This window comes from Serratia ficaria (assembly GCF_900187015.1).
Lineage (GTDB): Bacteria > Pseudomonadota > Gammaproteobacteria > Enterobacterales > Enterobacteriaceae > Serratia > Serratia ficaria.
On the sequence record NZ_LT906479.1, the window covers coordinates 1659069 to 1673345 of the forward strand.

A 14277-nucleotide genomic window follows, 5' to 3' on the forward strand; every position below is an offset into this window, starting at 1 on the left:
TGGCTTATTTCGACAGAGCTATCGCTTATTTCGGCGGCAGATCGCCGCACATCCGCATTGTATTGTTAACAAAGAAACCGGCAATTATTTCCGCGGCGGAAGATCCCGCATAACCCTCTGTTTTTATTCCATTAAGCTATTTCAATGTGCGAAACGTTCTAAGCGCGCTACGCTAAAATCAGGGCGCTGACGTTATGCTTTACTTCCTCTTGCAGGCTAAATATAGTCAAAAAAAGACTGAATAATAATATACCGCGCGCAGCGAATTCGTTCTGCAACGTTGGGCTTAACACAGGGTGTCAGGCAAATGAGCAAACCAGTGATTGCCATTCACGGCGGCGCGGGCGCGATTACCCGCGCGGCGCTGAGTGCTGAAAAGGAACGTGAATATATTCAGGCGCTGTCCGGCATCGTCGCCGTCGGCCAGACGATCCTGGCCGAAGGCGGCAGCGCGCTGGACGCGGTGACCGAAGCGGTCAGGCTGTTGGAAGAGTGCCCGCTGTTCAACGCCGGCAAAGGCTCGGTCTTCACCCATCAGGGCACGCATGAGCTGGACGCCTGCGTCATGGACGGCCGCACCTGCGACGCCGGCGCCGTCGCCGGGGTCAGCCGCATCCGCAACCCGGTTTTGGCCGCCCGGACGGTGTTGGAAAACAGCCAGCATGTGCTGTTCGCCGGCGAAGGCGCCGAGAAATTCGCCGCCTCTCACGGTCTGGAAATGGTCGACCCCGATTTCTTCTTTACCCAGGCGCGGTTCGATCAACTGCATCGCGCACAGGCGGAGCTCGGCCGGGTGCTGCTCGATCACGACGGCGCGGCGCAGGCCGACGATCCGCTGGATCCCGATCGCAAGTTCGGCACCGTCGGCGCGGTGGCGCTGGACGCGCTGGGCAACCTGGCCGCCGCCACCTCCACCGGCGGCATGACCAACAAACAGGCCGGCCGGGTGGGCGATACGCCGATTATCGGCGCCGGCTGTTACGCCAATAACGCCACGGTGGCGGTGTCCAGCACCGGTACCGGCGAGGTGTTTATGCGCGGCGTGGCGGCCTACGACGTTTCCGCGCTGATCGAATACGCCGGCCTCAGCCTGCAGCAGGCCACCGATCGGGTGGTGATGGAAAAGCTGCCGGCGATGGGCGGCAGCGGCGGGATGATCGCCGTCGATCGCGACGGCAATATCGCGCTGCCGTTCAACAGCGAAGGGATGTACCGCGGGTTTGGTTATGTCGGCGATGCGCCTTCCGTAGGGATATATCGCTAACCGTTAGCCAGGAGGCTGCATGACCGAAACTTCAACCCGGCCCGTGTTCGACGGCGGGCTGCAGCTGCCGCCGCAGCGCGTGCTGGCGGTACGCAATCTGAGCGTCAATTTTCAGCAGCAGGGCGATACCGTCGAGGCGGTGCGCAACCTGTCCTTTGAGGTCGATCGCGGCGAAACGCTGGCGATCGTCGGCGAATCCGGATCCGGCAAATCCGTCACCTCGCTGGCGCTGATGCGCCTGGTGGAGCAGGGCGGCGGGCGCATCGTCAGCGGCGCCATGCCGTTCCGCCGGCGCAACGGCCAGCTGCTCGATCTGGCGCAAACGCCGCAAAGCCAGCTGCGGCGGGTGCGCGGCGCCGATATGGCGATGATTTTCCAGGAGCCGATGACCTCGCTCAATCCGGTCTTCCCGGTCGGTGAACAGATCGCCGAATCGCTGCGGTTGCACCAGGGCATGGATCATCGCAGCGCCAGGCAAGAAGCCCTGCGCATGCTCGATCTGGTGCGCATCCCGGAGGCCAAAGAGGTGCTGGGCCGCTACCCGCACCAGCTGTCGGGCGGCATGCGCCAGCGGGTGATGATCGCCATGGCGCTGTCTTGCAAACCGGCGTTGTTGATCGCCGACGAACCGACCACCGCATTGGACGTCACCATTCAGGCGCAGATCCTGCAGCTGATCCGCGTGCTGCAGCAGGAAATGCGGATGGGGGTGATCTTCATCACCCACGACATGGGCGTGGTGGCGGAGATTGCCGATCGGGTGCTGGTGATGCATCGCGGTGAGCCGGTGGAACAAAACACCGTGCGGGCGCTGTTCGCCGCGCCGCGGCAGCCCTACACCCAGGCGCTGTTGGCGGCGGTGCCGAAGCTGGGATCGATGGCGGATACCCCCTTGCCCGCCAGGTTCCCGTTGCCGGGCGGCGGCGATAGCGGCGCGCCGCAGGATACCGTGCCGGCCGATGCCGCGCCGATCCTGCGGGTGGAGAACCTGGTTACCCGTTTTGACCTGCGCGGCGGCATTCTGAACCGCGTCACCCGCCGGGTGCACGCGGTGGAAAACGTCAGCTTCGATCTTTACCCCGGCGAAACCCTGGGGCTGGTGGGCGAATCCGGCTGCGGCAAATCCACCACCGGCCGTTCGCTGCTGAAGCTGGTGGACAGCCAGCGCGGCACCATCACCTTCGACGGCCGCCAGATCAACCGGCTGCAAGGCGCGGCGCTGCAGCACCTGCGGCGCGACATTCAGTTTATCTTCCAGGACCCTTATGCCTCGCTCGATCCGCGCCTGACGGTCGGCTTTTCCATCATGGAGCCGCTGCTGGTGCACGACGTGGCGCGCGGCAAAGCGGCCGAGCGCCGGGTGGCCTGGCTGCTGGAGCGCGTCGGGCTGCAGCCGGAGCATGCGCGGCGTTATCCGCACGAATTTTCCGGCGGCCAGCGCCAGCGCATCTGCATTGCGCGCGCGCTGGCGCTGAATCCGAAAGTGGTGATCGCCGACGAGGCGGTGTCGGCGCTCGACGTGTCGATCCAGGCGCAGATCGTCAACCTGCTGCTCGACCTGCAGCGCGAGTTCGGCATCGCCTTCCTGTTTATCTCGCATGACATGGCGGTGGTGGAGCGCGTCTGCCATCGCGTGGCGGTGATGTACCTCGGGCAGATCGTGGAGATCGGCCCGCGACAGGCGGTGTTCGACCAGCCGCAGCATGCCTACACCCGCAAGCTGATGGCGGCGGTGCCGGTCGCCGATCCCGCCCATGCGCACCAACGTCAGCCGCTGCTGATGGATGACATCCCCAGCCCGATCCGCGCGCTGGGCGATGAACCCGTTACCGCACCGCTCGTGCAGGTTGGCCCCGGGCACTTTGTCGCCCGCCATCCGATTGCCGGCGCCTTTTAAACACCTCAGGAGAGACAAGCGACATGAAGCACAGATTCCAACGTAATGCGTTAGTGGCGGCCGTGCTGCTGGCGGCGGGAGCCGGCCCGGCCTGGGCGGCGAAGGACGCGGTGATCGCCGTGGCTTCCAACTTCACCACGCTCGATCCCTACGACGCCAACGACACCCTGTCGCAGGCGGTCGCCAAGTCGTTCTACCAGGGGCTGTTCGGTTTCGACAAGGACATGAAGCTGGTGAACGTGCTGGCGGACAGCTACGAGGTCAGCAAGGACGGCCTGACCTACACCCTCAAGCTGCATCCGGGCGTCAAATTCCACGACGGCACCGCGTTCGACGCCGAAGCGGTGAAGGCCAATCTGGATCGCGCCAGCAATCCGGACAGCCACCTGAAGCGCTACAACCTGTTCAAGATGATCGACAAAACCGAAGTGGTGGACGCCAATACGGTGAAGATTGTGCTGAAGGCGCCGTTCTCGGCGTTCATCAACAACCTGGCGCACCCGGCGGCGGCGATCATTTCACCGGCGGCGCTGAAGCAGTACGGCAAGGAGATCGGCTTCCACCCGGTCGGCACCGGGCCGTATCAGTTCGTTACCTGGAATCAGACCGACTTCGTCAAGGTGAAAAAATTCGACGGCTACTGGAAGCAGGGGCTGCCGAAGCTCGACAGCATCACCTGGCGGCCGGTGGTCGACAACAACACCCGCGCGGCGATGCTGCAGACCGGCGAGGCGACCTTCGCCTTCCCGATCCCCTATGAGCAGGCCAAGGTGCTGGAAGGCAACGCCAAGCTCGACGTGGTGGCGGCGCCCTCGATCCTGCAGCGCTACATCAGCATGAACGTGACCCAGAAGCCGTTCGATAATCCGAAAGTGCGCCAGGCGCTGAACTACGCCATCAACAAGGACGCGCTGATCAAGGTGGCGTTCTCCGGCTACGCGGTGCCGGCGGAAGGGCCGGTGCCGCCGGCGATCGACTTCGCCACCCGCTACCAGCCCTGGCCGTACGATCCGGCCAAGGCGCGCGCGCTGCTGAAAGAAGCGGGCTACCCGAACGGTTTCACCACCAGCCTGTGGTCTTCGCATAATCACAGCACCGCGCAGAAAGTGCTGCAGTTCGCCCAGCAACAGCTGGCGCAGGTGGGGGTGAAAGTGACGGTGACCGCGATGGACGCCGGGCAGCGCGCCGCGCAGGTGGAAAGCGTCGGGGTGAAAGACACCGGCGTGCGCATGTTCTATACCGGCTGGTCGGCATCGACCGGCGAGGCCGACTGGGCGCTGTCGCCGCTGTTCTCCACCCAGGCCGCGCCGCCGAAGCAGTTCAACACCGCGTTCTACAGCAATCCGCAGGTCGACAAGGATCTGACCGATGCGCTGGCGACCACCGATCGCACCGAGAAACAGGCGCTGTATAAAGACGCGCAGGATCGCATCTGGGCCGACGCGCCCTGGATCTTCCTGGCGACCGAGCGCCTGTTGTCGGCCAACAGCAAACAGCTGAGCGGTTTCTACGTGATGCCGGACACCTCGTTCAACTTCGATAATGCCGACCTTAAATAAGGCGCCAATCTCCGTTCGCCCCGGCTCAGGGGCGGGCGGAGCGAGGGGACTGTCCCGAGATGCTTAACTATTTTCTGAAACGGCTGCTGGGCCTGATCCCGACGCTGCTGATTGTGGCGGTGCTGGTGTTCCTGTTCGTGCATATGCTGCCCGGCGATCCGGCGCGGCTGGCGGCGGGGCCGGAGGCCGACGAGTCGGTGGTGCAGCTGGTGCGCAAGGATCTGGGGCTGGACAGGCCGCTGCCGCAGCAGTTCGCGCGCTTTTTCGTCAATGCGCTGCAGGGGGATTTCGGCACCTCGATGGTGTCCAAACGCCCGGTGAGCGAAGAGATCGCCTCGCGTTTTATGCCGACCTTCTGGCTGACCCTCACCAGCATGCTGTGGGCGGTGGCGTTCGGCCTGGCGATCGGCGTGGTTTCGGCGGTCTGGCGCAATCGCTGGCCGGACCGACTCGGCATGACGCTGGCGGTGTCGGGGATTTCGTTTCCGGCTTTCGCGCTCGGCATGCTGCTGATGCAGGTGTTTTCGGTCAACCTCGGCTGGCTGCCGACGGTCGGCGCCGACGGCTGGCGGCACTATATCCTGCCCTCCATCACCCTGGGAGCGGCGGTGGCGGCGGTGATGGCGCGCTTTACCCGCGCGTCGTTCGTCGAGGTGCTGCAGGAAGATTACATGCGCACCGCGCGCGCCAAGGGCGTGCGGGAAAGTCGGGTGGTGATGAAGCACGGGCTGCGCAACGCGATGATCCCGGTGGCGACCATGATGGGGCTGCAGTTCGGCTTCCTGCTCGGCGGCTCGATCGTGGTGGAAAAGGTGTTCAACTGGCCGGGGTTGGGGCGCTTGCTGGTCGATTCGGTGGAGATGCGCGACTACCCGGTGATCCAGGCCGAGGTGCTGCTGTTTTCGCTGGAGTTCATTCTGATCAACCTGCTGGTGGATATGCTGTATGCGGCGATTAACCCGGCGATACGCTACAAATGAGGATGCGGCATGATTAAGCATTGGCGGCGCAACGCCGCACTGAAAGCGATGCCGGTCATCGATCCCAATGCGGTGCGCACGCCGTGGCACGAGTTCTGGCGGCGTTTCCGCCGCCAGCGGGTGGCGGCGATAGCGGGGCTGTTCGTGCTGTTGCTGATTGCGGCGGCCCTGCTGGCGCCTTATCTGGCGCCGTACGATGCGGAAAATTACTTCGATTATGATCGGCTGAACGAAGGCCCTTCGCTGGTGCACTGGTTGGGCGTCGATTCCCTGGGGCGGGATATTTTCAGCCGCATTCTGATGGGCACGCGCATTTCGCTGGCGGCCGGGGTATTTTCGGTGCTGGCCGGCGGGCTGATCGGCACCCTGCTGGGGCTGCTGGCCGGGTATTACGAGGGCTGGTGGGATCGCCTCACCATGCGCGTTTGCGACGTGCTGTTCGCCTTTCCCGGCATTCTGCTGGCGATCGGCGTGGTGGCGGTGATGGGCAGCGGCATGGCCAACGTGATCGTCGCGGTGGCTATCTTCAGCATTCCGGCCTTCGCCCGGCTGGTGCGCGGCAATACGCTGGTGCTGAAGCATCAGACCTATATCGAGTCGGCGCGCAGCATCGGCGCTTCGGACTGGACCATCATCATGCGGCATGTTCTGCCGGGCACCATTTCGTCCATCGTGGTGTATTTCACCCTGCGCATCGGCACCTCGATCATCACCGCCGCCAGCCTGTCGTTCCTTGGCCTGGGGGCGCAGCCGCCGACGCCGGAGTGGGGGGCGATGCTCAACGAGGCGCGCGCCGATATGGTGATTGCGCCGCACGTGGCCGTTTTCCCCAGCCTGGCGATATTCTTTACCGTGCTGGCGTTCAACCTGTTGGGCGATGGGCTGCGCGACGCGCTGGATCCGAAGCTGAAGGGGTAAGGGCAGGGAAAGGATCCGGGCGGGTGAAGCCGCCCGGATTTTTTTATCAGCGGAACAGGTGTTCGGCGTGGAAGCGCAGGTGGTCTTCGATAAAGGTGGCGATGGTGAAGTAGCTGTGATCGTACCCCGGCTGAATGCGCAGCTGCAGCGGCCAGTCGCGCTGGCGCGCCAGTTCGGCCAGCTTGGCCGGCTGCAGCTGATCGGCCAGGAACTGGTCGTCGTCGCCCTGATCCACCAACACCGGCATTTTCTCCGCGCCGTTGGCCAGCAGGTGGCAACTGTCGTACTGCAGCCACTGGCTTTCGTCATCCCCCAGATAGGCGGCGAAGGCCTTGCGGCCCCAGGGCACCTGGCAGGGGTTGACGATCGGCGCGAACGCCGACACCGAACGAAAGCGCTGCGGATTGCGGAACGCCATCATCAGCGCGCCGTGGCCGCCCATCGAATGACCGAAGATCGACTGACGTTCGCTGACGCTGAAGTGTTGGCCAATCAGCGCCGGCAGTTCGTCACTGATGTAGTCATACATGCGGAAGTGACGATCCCAGGGCGCCTGGGTGGCGTTCAGGTAGAACCCCGCCCCCTGGCCCAGATCGTAGCCTTCGTCGTTCGGCACCTCGTCGCCGCGCGGGCTGGTGTCCGGCATCACCAGCACCAGCCCCAGATCGGCGGCGATGCGTTGCGCGCCGGCCTTCAGCGTGAAGTTCTCATCGTTGCAGGTCAGCCCCGACAGCCAGTACAGCACCGGCGGCGGGTTATCATCGCGCGGCGGCGGCAGATAGATGCTGAAAGTCATATTGCAATTCAGGCTCTGCGCCGCATGGCGATAACGCTGTTGCCAGCCGCCGAACATGCGATGCTCTTCGAGAAGTTCTAATGACAGGGTCATCTCCGCCTCCTGGCTTATTTATCGAAGTGAATAACGGAACGGATCGATTTGCCTTCATGCATCAAATCGAACGCTTCGTTGATCTGCTCCAGCCCCATGGTGTGGGTGATAAAGTCATTCAGCGCGAATTCGCCGTCCAGATAACGTTCGACGATGCCCGGCAGCTGTGAGCGGCCTTTGACGCCGCCGAAGGCGGAACCGCGCCATACGCGGCCGGTCACCAGCTGGAACGGTCGGGTGGAGATTTCTTCGCCGGCGCCGGCCACGCCGATGATCACCGATTCGCCCCAGCCTTTGTGGCAGCATTCCAGCGCGGAGCGCATCACGTTGACGTTGCCGATGCATTCGAAGGAGAAATCGACCCCGCCGTCGGTCAGCTCGACGATCACTTCCTGAATCGGTTTGTCATAGTCTTTCGGGTTGATCAGATCGGTGGCGCCCAGCTTGCGCGCCAGATCGAACTTGCTGGTGTTGATGTCGACGCCGATGATGCGGCCGGCGCCGGCCATCTGCGCGCCGATGATCGCCGACAGGCCTATGCCGCCCAGGCCGAAGATCGCCACGGTATCGCCCGGCTGCACCTTGGCGGTGTTCATCACCGCGCCCATGCCGGTGGTCACGCCGCAGCCCAACAGGCAAACCTCTTCCAGCGGCGCTTCCTTGTTGATTTTCGCCAGCGAGATCTCCGGCACTACGGTGTACTCGGAGAAGGTGGAGGTGCCCATGTAGTGGAAGATCGGCTGGCCGTCCTTGAAGAAGCGGGTGGTGCCGTCCGGCATCAGGCCCTTGCCCTGGGTGGCGCGGATCGCCTGGCACAGGTTGGTTTTGCCGGATTTGCAGAATTTGCATTCGCCGCATTCGGGGGTGTACAGCGGGATCACGTGATCGCCGACCGCCACGCTGGTCACGCCTTCGCCGACCGCTTCCACCACGCCGCCGCCTTCATGGCCGAGGATCGCCGGGAACACGCCTTCCGGATCCTTGCCCGACAGGGTGTAGGCGTCGGTGTGGCAGACGCCGGTGGCGACGATCCGCACCAGCACTTCGCCTTTCTGCGGTGGCATCAGCTCGACTTCTTCAATCTTCAGCGGCTGATTCGGGCCCCAGGCAACGGCGGCGCGGGTTTTGATCATTTCCATCATAGTCTCCTCAGTGGTCTATTTTTTAAATCAGGCGATATCGACAGCGTCTGATAAATCCTGTGGGGTGTTGTCTTCAACGACGGCGGTTTCCGTCTGTTCAATAATCAGTTCTTTCAGCGCGCGCACGTTCGGCCCGAACGCATCGCGCCGCCACAGCAGCCAGGTGGCGGTTTCGGCCACTTCCGGCGGCAGGGCGTGCACCTTGACCCGTTGGTGGCCCGGCAGCAGGCTGAGCACCGAATGCGGGATCATCGCCAGCCCGGCGCCGCTGGCGACGCAGGCCAGCATGGCGTGGTAGGACTGGATTTCCATAATCTGCCCCGGCAGCGCGCCTTCGCGCCTGAACCAGGATTCCAGCCGCAGGCGGTAGGAACAGCTGGCGCGGAAGGCGAACAGCGTTTCCCCCTTGGCGTCTTTGGCGCTATGGATGGGCGCATGATCCAGGCAGGAGATCACCACCATGTGTTCGGGGAAGGCGATGCAGCCGTTCAGTTCGTCGTACTGCACCGGCCCGTCGACCAGCGCGGCCGCCAGCGTGCCGGCGCGCACCCGTTCGGCGATCTCGCCGGAGGTGCCGGTGCTCAATGACAGCGACACCTGGGAGAAACGCTGGTGGTAAGCCGCCAGCAGCGAGGGCAGGCGGGTGGCGGCGGTGCTTTCCATCGAGCCGATGGCGAAATTGCCGGCCGGCTCCCCGGCGTGGGTGATGCTCATCGCCTCTTCGCTCAGCGCCAGTATGCGGTTGGCGTAACACAGGAAGTTGTGGCCCATCGGCGACAGGCGCAGGCGCTGTTTTTCACGGATAAAAAGATCGGTGCCCAGCTCCTGTTCGAGCTGGCGCAAACGGGTGGTCAGATTCGACGGCACGCGGTGCAGCTGCTCGGCGGCGCGGGCGACGGAGCCGGTTTCGGCGACGCTGCAGAACATGCGAAGCTGGGTCAGATCCATTTTGTTCTCTTTTCGTGATGAACTTGGTGAGTATTATTCAGTTTTTGTGAGTTTAATACTGCTGCATGATACTCGCAACTTTCTTTTAACCTGTTGGATAACCGAGATGGCCTTACGCATTGCCCTGAGCGGTTTTATTGCCCTGATCGTCGCGATGGGCATCGGCCGCTTCGCCTTTACGCCCCAGGTGCCGCTGATGATCGCCGAGCACCAGTTCAGCCTGACCGGCGCCGGGCTGGTGGCGGCGATCAATTACCTGGGCTACCTGTGCGGCGCCTACGATGCGATGCGCGCCGGCCGCCACGTCGAGCGGCGGCTCTGGCTCGGGGTATGGGGCGCAGTGGCGCTGACGCTGCTGTCGGCGCTGGCGCAGGGCGAATGGCTGCACGGCGCGCTGCGCTTTGTCATCGGCTGGGCCAGCGGCTGGGCGATGGTGCTGGTGGCCGCCTGGACCAACGAGCGGCTGGCGCACTATGGCCGCCCGGCGCTGAGCGCGGCGGTGTTCGCCGGGCCGGGCGCCGGCATTTTCATCAGCGGCATGTTGGCGGTGGGCATTCACAGCCTGGCGCTGACCGCCGCGCAGGCCTGGCTGGTCTATGGCGTGCTGGCGCTGGCGTTGGTGGCGGCGATCGGCGTTAACCTGCCGCGGGCGGGGGAGCTGCATCGGCCGAACGTCGCGCCGGAGCCCTTGCGGCTGACCCCGGCGCTGAAGCGCCTGGTGTTGAGCTACAGCCTCGCCGGCTTCGGCTATATCCTGCCGGCCACCTTCCTGTCGCAGATGGCGGCGGCGCGTTTTCCCGCCAGCCTGTTCGGGCAGTTTGTCTGGCCGGTATTCGGCGGCGCCGCGGTGCTGGGGATTGTCATCGGCATTCTGACCCGCCACCGCCTCACCACCCAGAGCCGCCTGGCGATCACCCTGTGGGTGCAGGCGCTCGGGGTGCTGTGCGCCGAGGTGGTGCCGGGCGTCGCCGGGCTGGCGTTGGGGGCCATGCTGACCGGCGGCGGTTTCCTCAGCGTGGTGCAGCTTGCTATCCAGCATGGGCGAGAACTGGCGCCGAACCATGCGCGCTATATGGCCGGCCTGTTGACCACCGGCTACGCCATCGGCCAACTGGTCGGGCCGATGCTGTCGGCGCTGTCGACCGCCTTGACCCACCGTCTGGAGCCGGCGCTGTATGTGGCGGTGGCGGCGTTGCTGGTGGCGGGCCTGCTGGTGGTGAATACGCCGGCGCGTCAGCGAGTGCGGAAAACGGCGGCCGGTGATTAAATTCCGTACAAAAAAAGTGGAATACCCGCAGCCCGCCTGATTGTGCTAAATGCGGATATTTCACCTGCGGATGAAGCACAATCACTGGATAATCGCCGCGCTCTCCTCTACAGTGGGGGCAAAATCTTGACCGGGATCCCGTTATCAGCTACGGAAACTCTGCCGTCAGGAGAGCAAGAAATCCGTCTGCCGCGCGCCGCAAGGGGCGTATCGGCGGGTTCAGGTCCGTTGGAGAACAATAAATGACATCATTAAGTAAAGAAGCTGCGCTGGTTCATGCGGCGCTGGAAGAGCGTGGTCTGGAAACCCCATTGCGTGGGGAAGTGCTGGATCGTGAAACGCGTAAACGTCGGATTAAAGAGCACATGACCGAAATCATGCAGCTGCTTAATCTTGATCTGTCCGACGACAGCCTGGCGGAAACCCCGCACCGCATCGCTAAAATGTATGTCGATGAGATTTTTTCCGGCCTGGATTACGCTAACTTCCCGAAAATCACCGTCATCGAAAACAAGATGAAGGTGGACGAGATGGTGACGGTGCGCGACATTACGCTGACCAGCACCTGCGAACACCACTTCGTGACCATCGACGGCAAGGCGACCGTGGCCTATATCCCGAAAGACTCGGTGATCGGCCTGTCGAAGATCAACCGCATCGTACAGTTCTTCTCGCAGCGTCCGCAGGTGCAGGAACGTCTGACCCAGCAGATCCTGGTGGCGCTGCAGACCCTGTTGGGCACCAACAACGTGGCGGTATCTATTGATGCGGTCCATTATTGTGTTAAGGCTCGCGGGATCCGTGACGCGACCAGCGCCACCACCACCACCTCGCTGGGGGGGCTGTTCAAGTCCAGCCAGAATACCCGCCAGGAATTCCTGCGCGCGGTGCGCCATCATCAGTGATGGGCGAACACTCCGGTAACAGGCGCCTGCGGGCGCCTTTTTATTGAGCGGAATACAGCGGTAAAAAATGAACAATCATCCACTGCCGCGTATCGCCACGCTGGACTGCGTGCGCGGTATCGCCATTCTCGGCATTTTATTGCTGAACATCAGCGCCTTTGGCCTGCCGAAGGCGGCCTACCTTAATCCGGCCTATCTGGGGATGCCGACCGCGCGCGACGCCTGGACCTGGGCGCTGCTGGATATTTTCGCCCAGGCCAAATTCCTGGCGATGTTCGCGCTGCTGTTCGGCGCCGGATTGCACATGCTGCTGCGGCGCGGCAAAAGCTGGATACGTGCCCGCTTGTCGTGGTTGGTGTTGTTCGGCCTCGGCCACGCGATTTTCCTGTGGGACGGCGATATTCTGCTGGCTTACGGCCTGATCGGCCTGGTGTGCTGGCGGATGATCCGCGAAGCCAAAGACACCTTCCAGCTGTTGAAAACCGGCGTGGTGCTGTACCTGATCGGCGTGGCGGTGCTGCTGCTGCTGGGCTTTATTTCGCATGGCGAACCGGGCGGGTTCTGGCAACCCGGGGTGGCCGAGCTGCAGTACGAGAAATTCTGGAAGCTGCAGGGCGGCTTCGAAGCCTGGCGCAGCCGCGCCGACCTGTTGTCCTCCAGCCTGCTGGCCATCGGCGCGCAGTACGGTTGGGAGCTGGCGGGGCTGATGCTGTTCGGCGCCGGGTTGATGCGCAGCGGCTGGCTGCGCGGCGCCTATGCGCCGGGTTATTACCGCCGGCAGGCGGCCTGGCTGATACCGCTTTCATTGCTGATCCAGCTGCCGGCGGTGGCGCTGCAGTGGCATCTGCACTGGGACTACCGCTGGAGCGGATTTTTACTGCAGGTGCCGCGCGAGCTGGGCGCGCCGTTGCAGGCCATGGGCTATCTGGCGCTGTGTTACGGCTTCTGGCCGACGCTGTCGCGCCTGCGCATCGCCCATGGGTTGACGCAGATCGGGCGCATGGCGTTGAGCAACTATCTGCTGCAGACGCTGATTTGCACCACGCTGTTTTACCGGTTCGGCCTGTATCAGCAGTTCGACCGGCTGCAGCTGCTGGCGTTTGTGCCGCTGGTGTGGCTGGCGAACCTGCTGTTCTCGACGCTGTGGCTGCGATACTTTTCCCAGGGCCCGGCGGAGTGGCTGTGGCGCAGGCTGACGCTGATGGCGGCCGACAGGCCGGCGGCAAAAACGCAGAATTGAGATCCGACGCCGGCAGGTTAAAAAAATGTATGTAAACGTTTTCTTTCCTGTGACGCAATTCACGCTGGGGAGGATGACAAACGGGGTAGGATAGCGCCACTGGCCACTACCCCGACCTCAGGATCCCGCATGCCTCCAGCTCACCCGATCACCATCCGCGACGTGGCGAAACGCGCCGGCGTGTCCGTGGCGACCGTTTCTCGCGTGCTGAACCACAGCGCCCTGACCAGCAAGGAGACGCGTGAACAGGTGCTGCAGGCGGTGGCGGAGCTGGGTTATCGGCCCAACGCCAATGCCCAGGCGCTGGCCACCCAGAGCAGCGACACGCTCGGCGTGGTGGTGATGGACGTCTCCGACCCGTTCTTTGGCGCGCTGGTGAAAGCGGTAGACACCGTGGCGCAAAAACACCACAAATACCTGCTGATCGGCAACAGCTACCATCAGGCGGACAAAGAACGCCACGCCATCGAAGTCTTGATTCGGCAACGCTGCAACGCGTTGATCGTCCATGCAAAAGCCCTGAGCGACGCCGAACTTATCGGCTTTCTCGACCAGGTGCCGGGCATGGTGCTGATCAACCGCATCATCGCCGGCTACGAACAGCGCTGCGTCGGGCTGGCTAACGTCTGCGGCGCGGAAATGGCGCTGCGGTTGCTGCTGTCGCAGGGGCACCGGCGCATCGGTTATCTCGGCTCCAATCATCCTATCGAAGACGGGCCGCTGCGCCAGCAGGGCTATGCGCAGGCGATGGCCGCCGCGGGGCTGGCGACGCCCGACAGCTGGCGCGCCTACGGCTCCCCGGATCTGCAGGGCGGAGAGGCGGCGATGGTCGAGCTGCTGGGGCGCAACCTGCACTTGAGCGCGGTATTCGCCTATAACGATGCGATGGCCGCCGGCGCCATGGCGGTGCTGAAAGAAAACGGTATCACGGTGCCGCAACATTTCTCGCTGGTGGGCTTCGATGATATCCCGATTGCGCGTTACACCAGCCCCAAGCTCACCACGGTGCGCTACCCGATCGTCTCGATGGCCACCCTGGCTACCGAGTTGGCGCTGCAGGGCGCAGCAGGGCTGGCGGAGCCTCAGGCCACGCATTTGTTCATGCCGACGCTGGTGCGGCGCCATTCCGTCGCCCCCTGGCAAAGTGAGGCGACGGTCACTCTCTGAACATTTAATCTTGTGTAACCGTTTTCAATCTGTGAGAAAATTCACAGATTATTAACATCGCGCCGTCTATGCTCTAGGCGTTTTCCGGCGCAAAGGCACTT

At 63.4% G+C, this 14277-nt stretch carries 12 protein-coding genes; 9 read left to right on the forward strand and 3 right to left on the reverse strand.

Going from position 1 to position 14277, the window contains the following annotated elements; genetic code table 11:
* Positions 1–307: 307 nt before the first annotated feature.
* The 5 genes from CKW09_RS07955 to gsiD are packed head-to-tail and all read left to right on the forward strand — an operon-like array spanning position 308 to position 6618.
* The gene (locus CKW09_RS07955) at positions 308–1264 is read left to right on the forward strand and encodes an isoaspartyl peptidase/L-asparaginase family protein (protein ID WP_095096584.1); all 957 of its coding nucleotides are present in this window, start codon (positions 308–310) and stop codon (positions 1262–1264) included.
* Between the two features lie 19 nt (positions 1265–1283).
* Complete coding sequence (locus CKW09_RS07960; protein ID WP_095096588.1) at positions 1284–3161, forward strand: dipeptide ABC transporter ATP-binding protein; 1878 nt, start codon at positions 1284–1286, stop codon at positions 3159–3161.
* 23 nt (positions 3162–3184) lie between these two features.
* Positions 3185–4720, forward strand: coding sequence for a glutathione ABC transporter substrate-binding protein GsiB (gene gsiB / locus CKW09_RS07965; RefSeq protein ID WP_095096591.1), 1536 nt, complete (start codon positions 3185–3187; stop codon positions 4718–4720).
* A 59-nt stretch (positions 4721–4779) separates the two neighbouring features.
* A complete protein-coding gene (gsiC, locus tag CKW09_RS07970) occupies positions 4780–5700 on the forward strand; it encodes a glutathione ABC transporter permease GsiC (protein ID WP_061798419.1) in 921 nt (306 codons plus the stop codon).
* A gap of 9 nt (positions 5701–5709) precedes the next feature.
* Positions 5710–6618, forward strand: coding sequence for a glutathione ABC transporter permease GsiD (gsiD, locus tag CKW09_RS07975; protein WP_181907838.1), 909 nt, complete (start codon positions 5710–5712; stop codon positions 6616–6618).
* Between the two features lie 46 nt (positions 6619–6664).
* On the opposite strand, the gene fghA is transcribed toward gsiD, so the two are convergent.
* The 3 genes from fghA to ptrR are packed head-to-tail and all read right to left on the reverse strand — an operon-like array spanning position 6665 to position 9597.
* A complete protein-coding gene (gene fghA, locus CKW09_RS07980; protein ID WP_095096594.1) occupies positions 6665–7507 on the reverse strand; it encodes an S-formylglutathione hydrolase in 843 nt (280 codons plus the stop codon).
* A gap of 14 nt (positions 7508–7521) precedes the next feature.
* Complete coding sequence (locus tag CKW09_RS07985) at positions 7522–8646, reverse strand: S-(hydroxymethyl)glutathione dehydrogenase/class III alcohol dehydrogenase (RefSeq protein WP_061798536.1); 1125 nt, start codon at positions 8644–8646, stop codon at positions 7522–7524.
* A 30-nt stretch (positions 8647–8676) separates the two neighbouring features.
* Positions 8677–9597: a putrescine utilization regulator PtrR gene (gene ptrR, locus CKW09_RS07990; RefSeq protein WP_095096597.1), complete on the reverse strand. Its 921-nt coding sequence runs from the start codon at positions 9595–9597 to the stop codon at positions 8677–8679.
* Positions 9598–9703: 106 nt separating this feature from the next.
* Here ptrR and CKW09_RS07995 point away from each other — a divergent pair, with 106 nt between their 5' ends.
* The 4 genes from CKW09_RS07995 to galS all read left to right on the forward strand — a co-directional run bounded on the left by CKW09_RS07995 (position 9704) and on the right by galS (position 14176).
* Positions 9704–10864: a YbfB/YjiJ family MFS transporter gene (locus CKW09_RS07995; RefSeq protein WP_061798424.1), complete on the forward strand. Its 1161-nt coding sequence runs from the start codon at positions 9704–9706 to the stop codon at positions 10862–10864.
* A gap of 242 nt (positions 10865–11106) precedes the next feature.
* A complete protein-coding gene (gene folE / locus CKW09_RS08000; protein ID WP_061798426.1) occupies positions 11107–11769 on the forward strand; it encodes a GTP cyclohydrolase I FolE in 663 nt (220 codons plus the stop codon).
* Positions 11770–11836: 67 nt separating this feature from the next.
* Positions 11837–13009 carry a DUF418 domain-containing protein YeiB gene (gene yeiB / locus CKW09_RS08005; protein WP_061798428.1) on the forward strand — a complete coding sequence of 391 codons (1173 nt, stop codon included), beginning with the start codon at positions 11837–11839 and terminating at the stop codon, positions 13007–13009.
* 129 nt (positions 13010–13138) lie between these two features.
* The gene (gene galS / locus CKW09_RS08010) at positions 13139–14176 is read left to right on the forward strand and encodes an HTH-type transcriptional regulator GalS (RefSeq protein WP_061798431.1); all 1038 of its coding nucleotides are present in this window, start codon (positions 13139–13141) and stop codon (positions 14174–14176) included.
* The last annotated feature ends 101 nt before the right edge of the window (positions 14177–14277 follow it).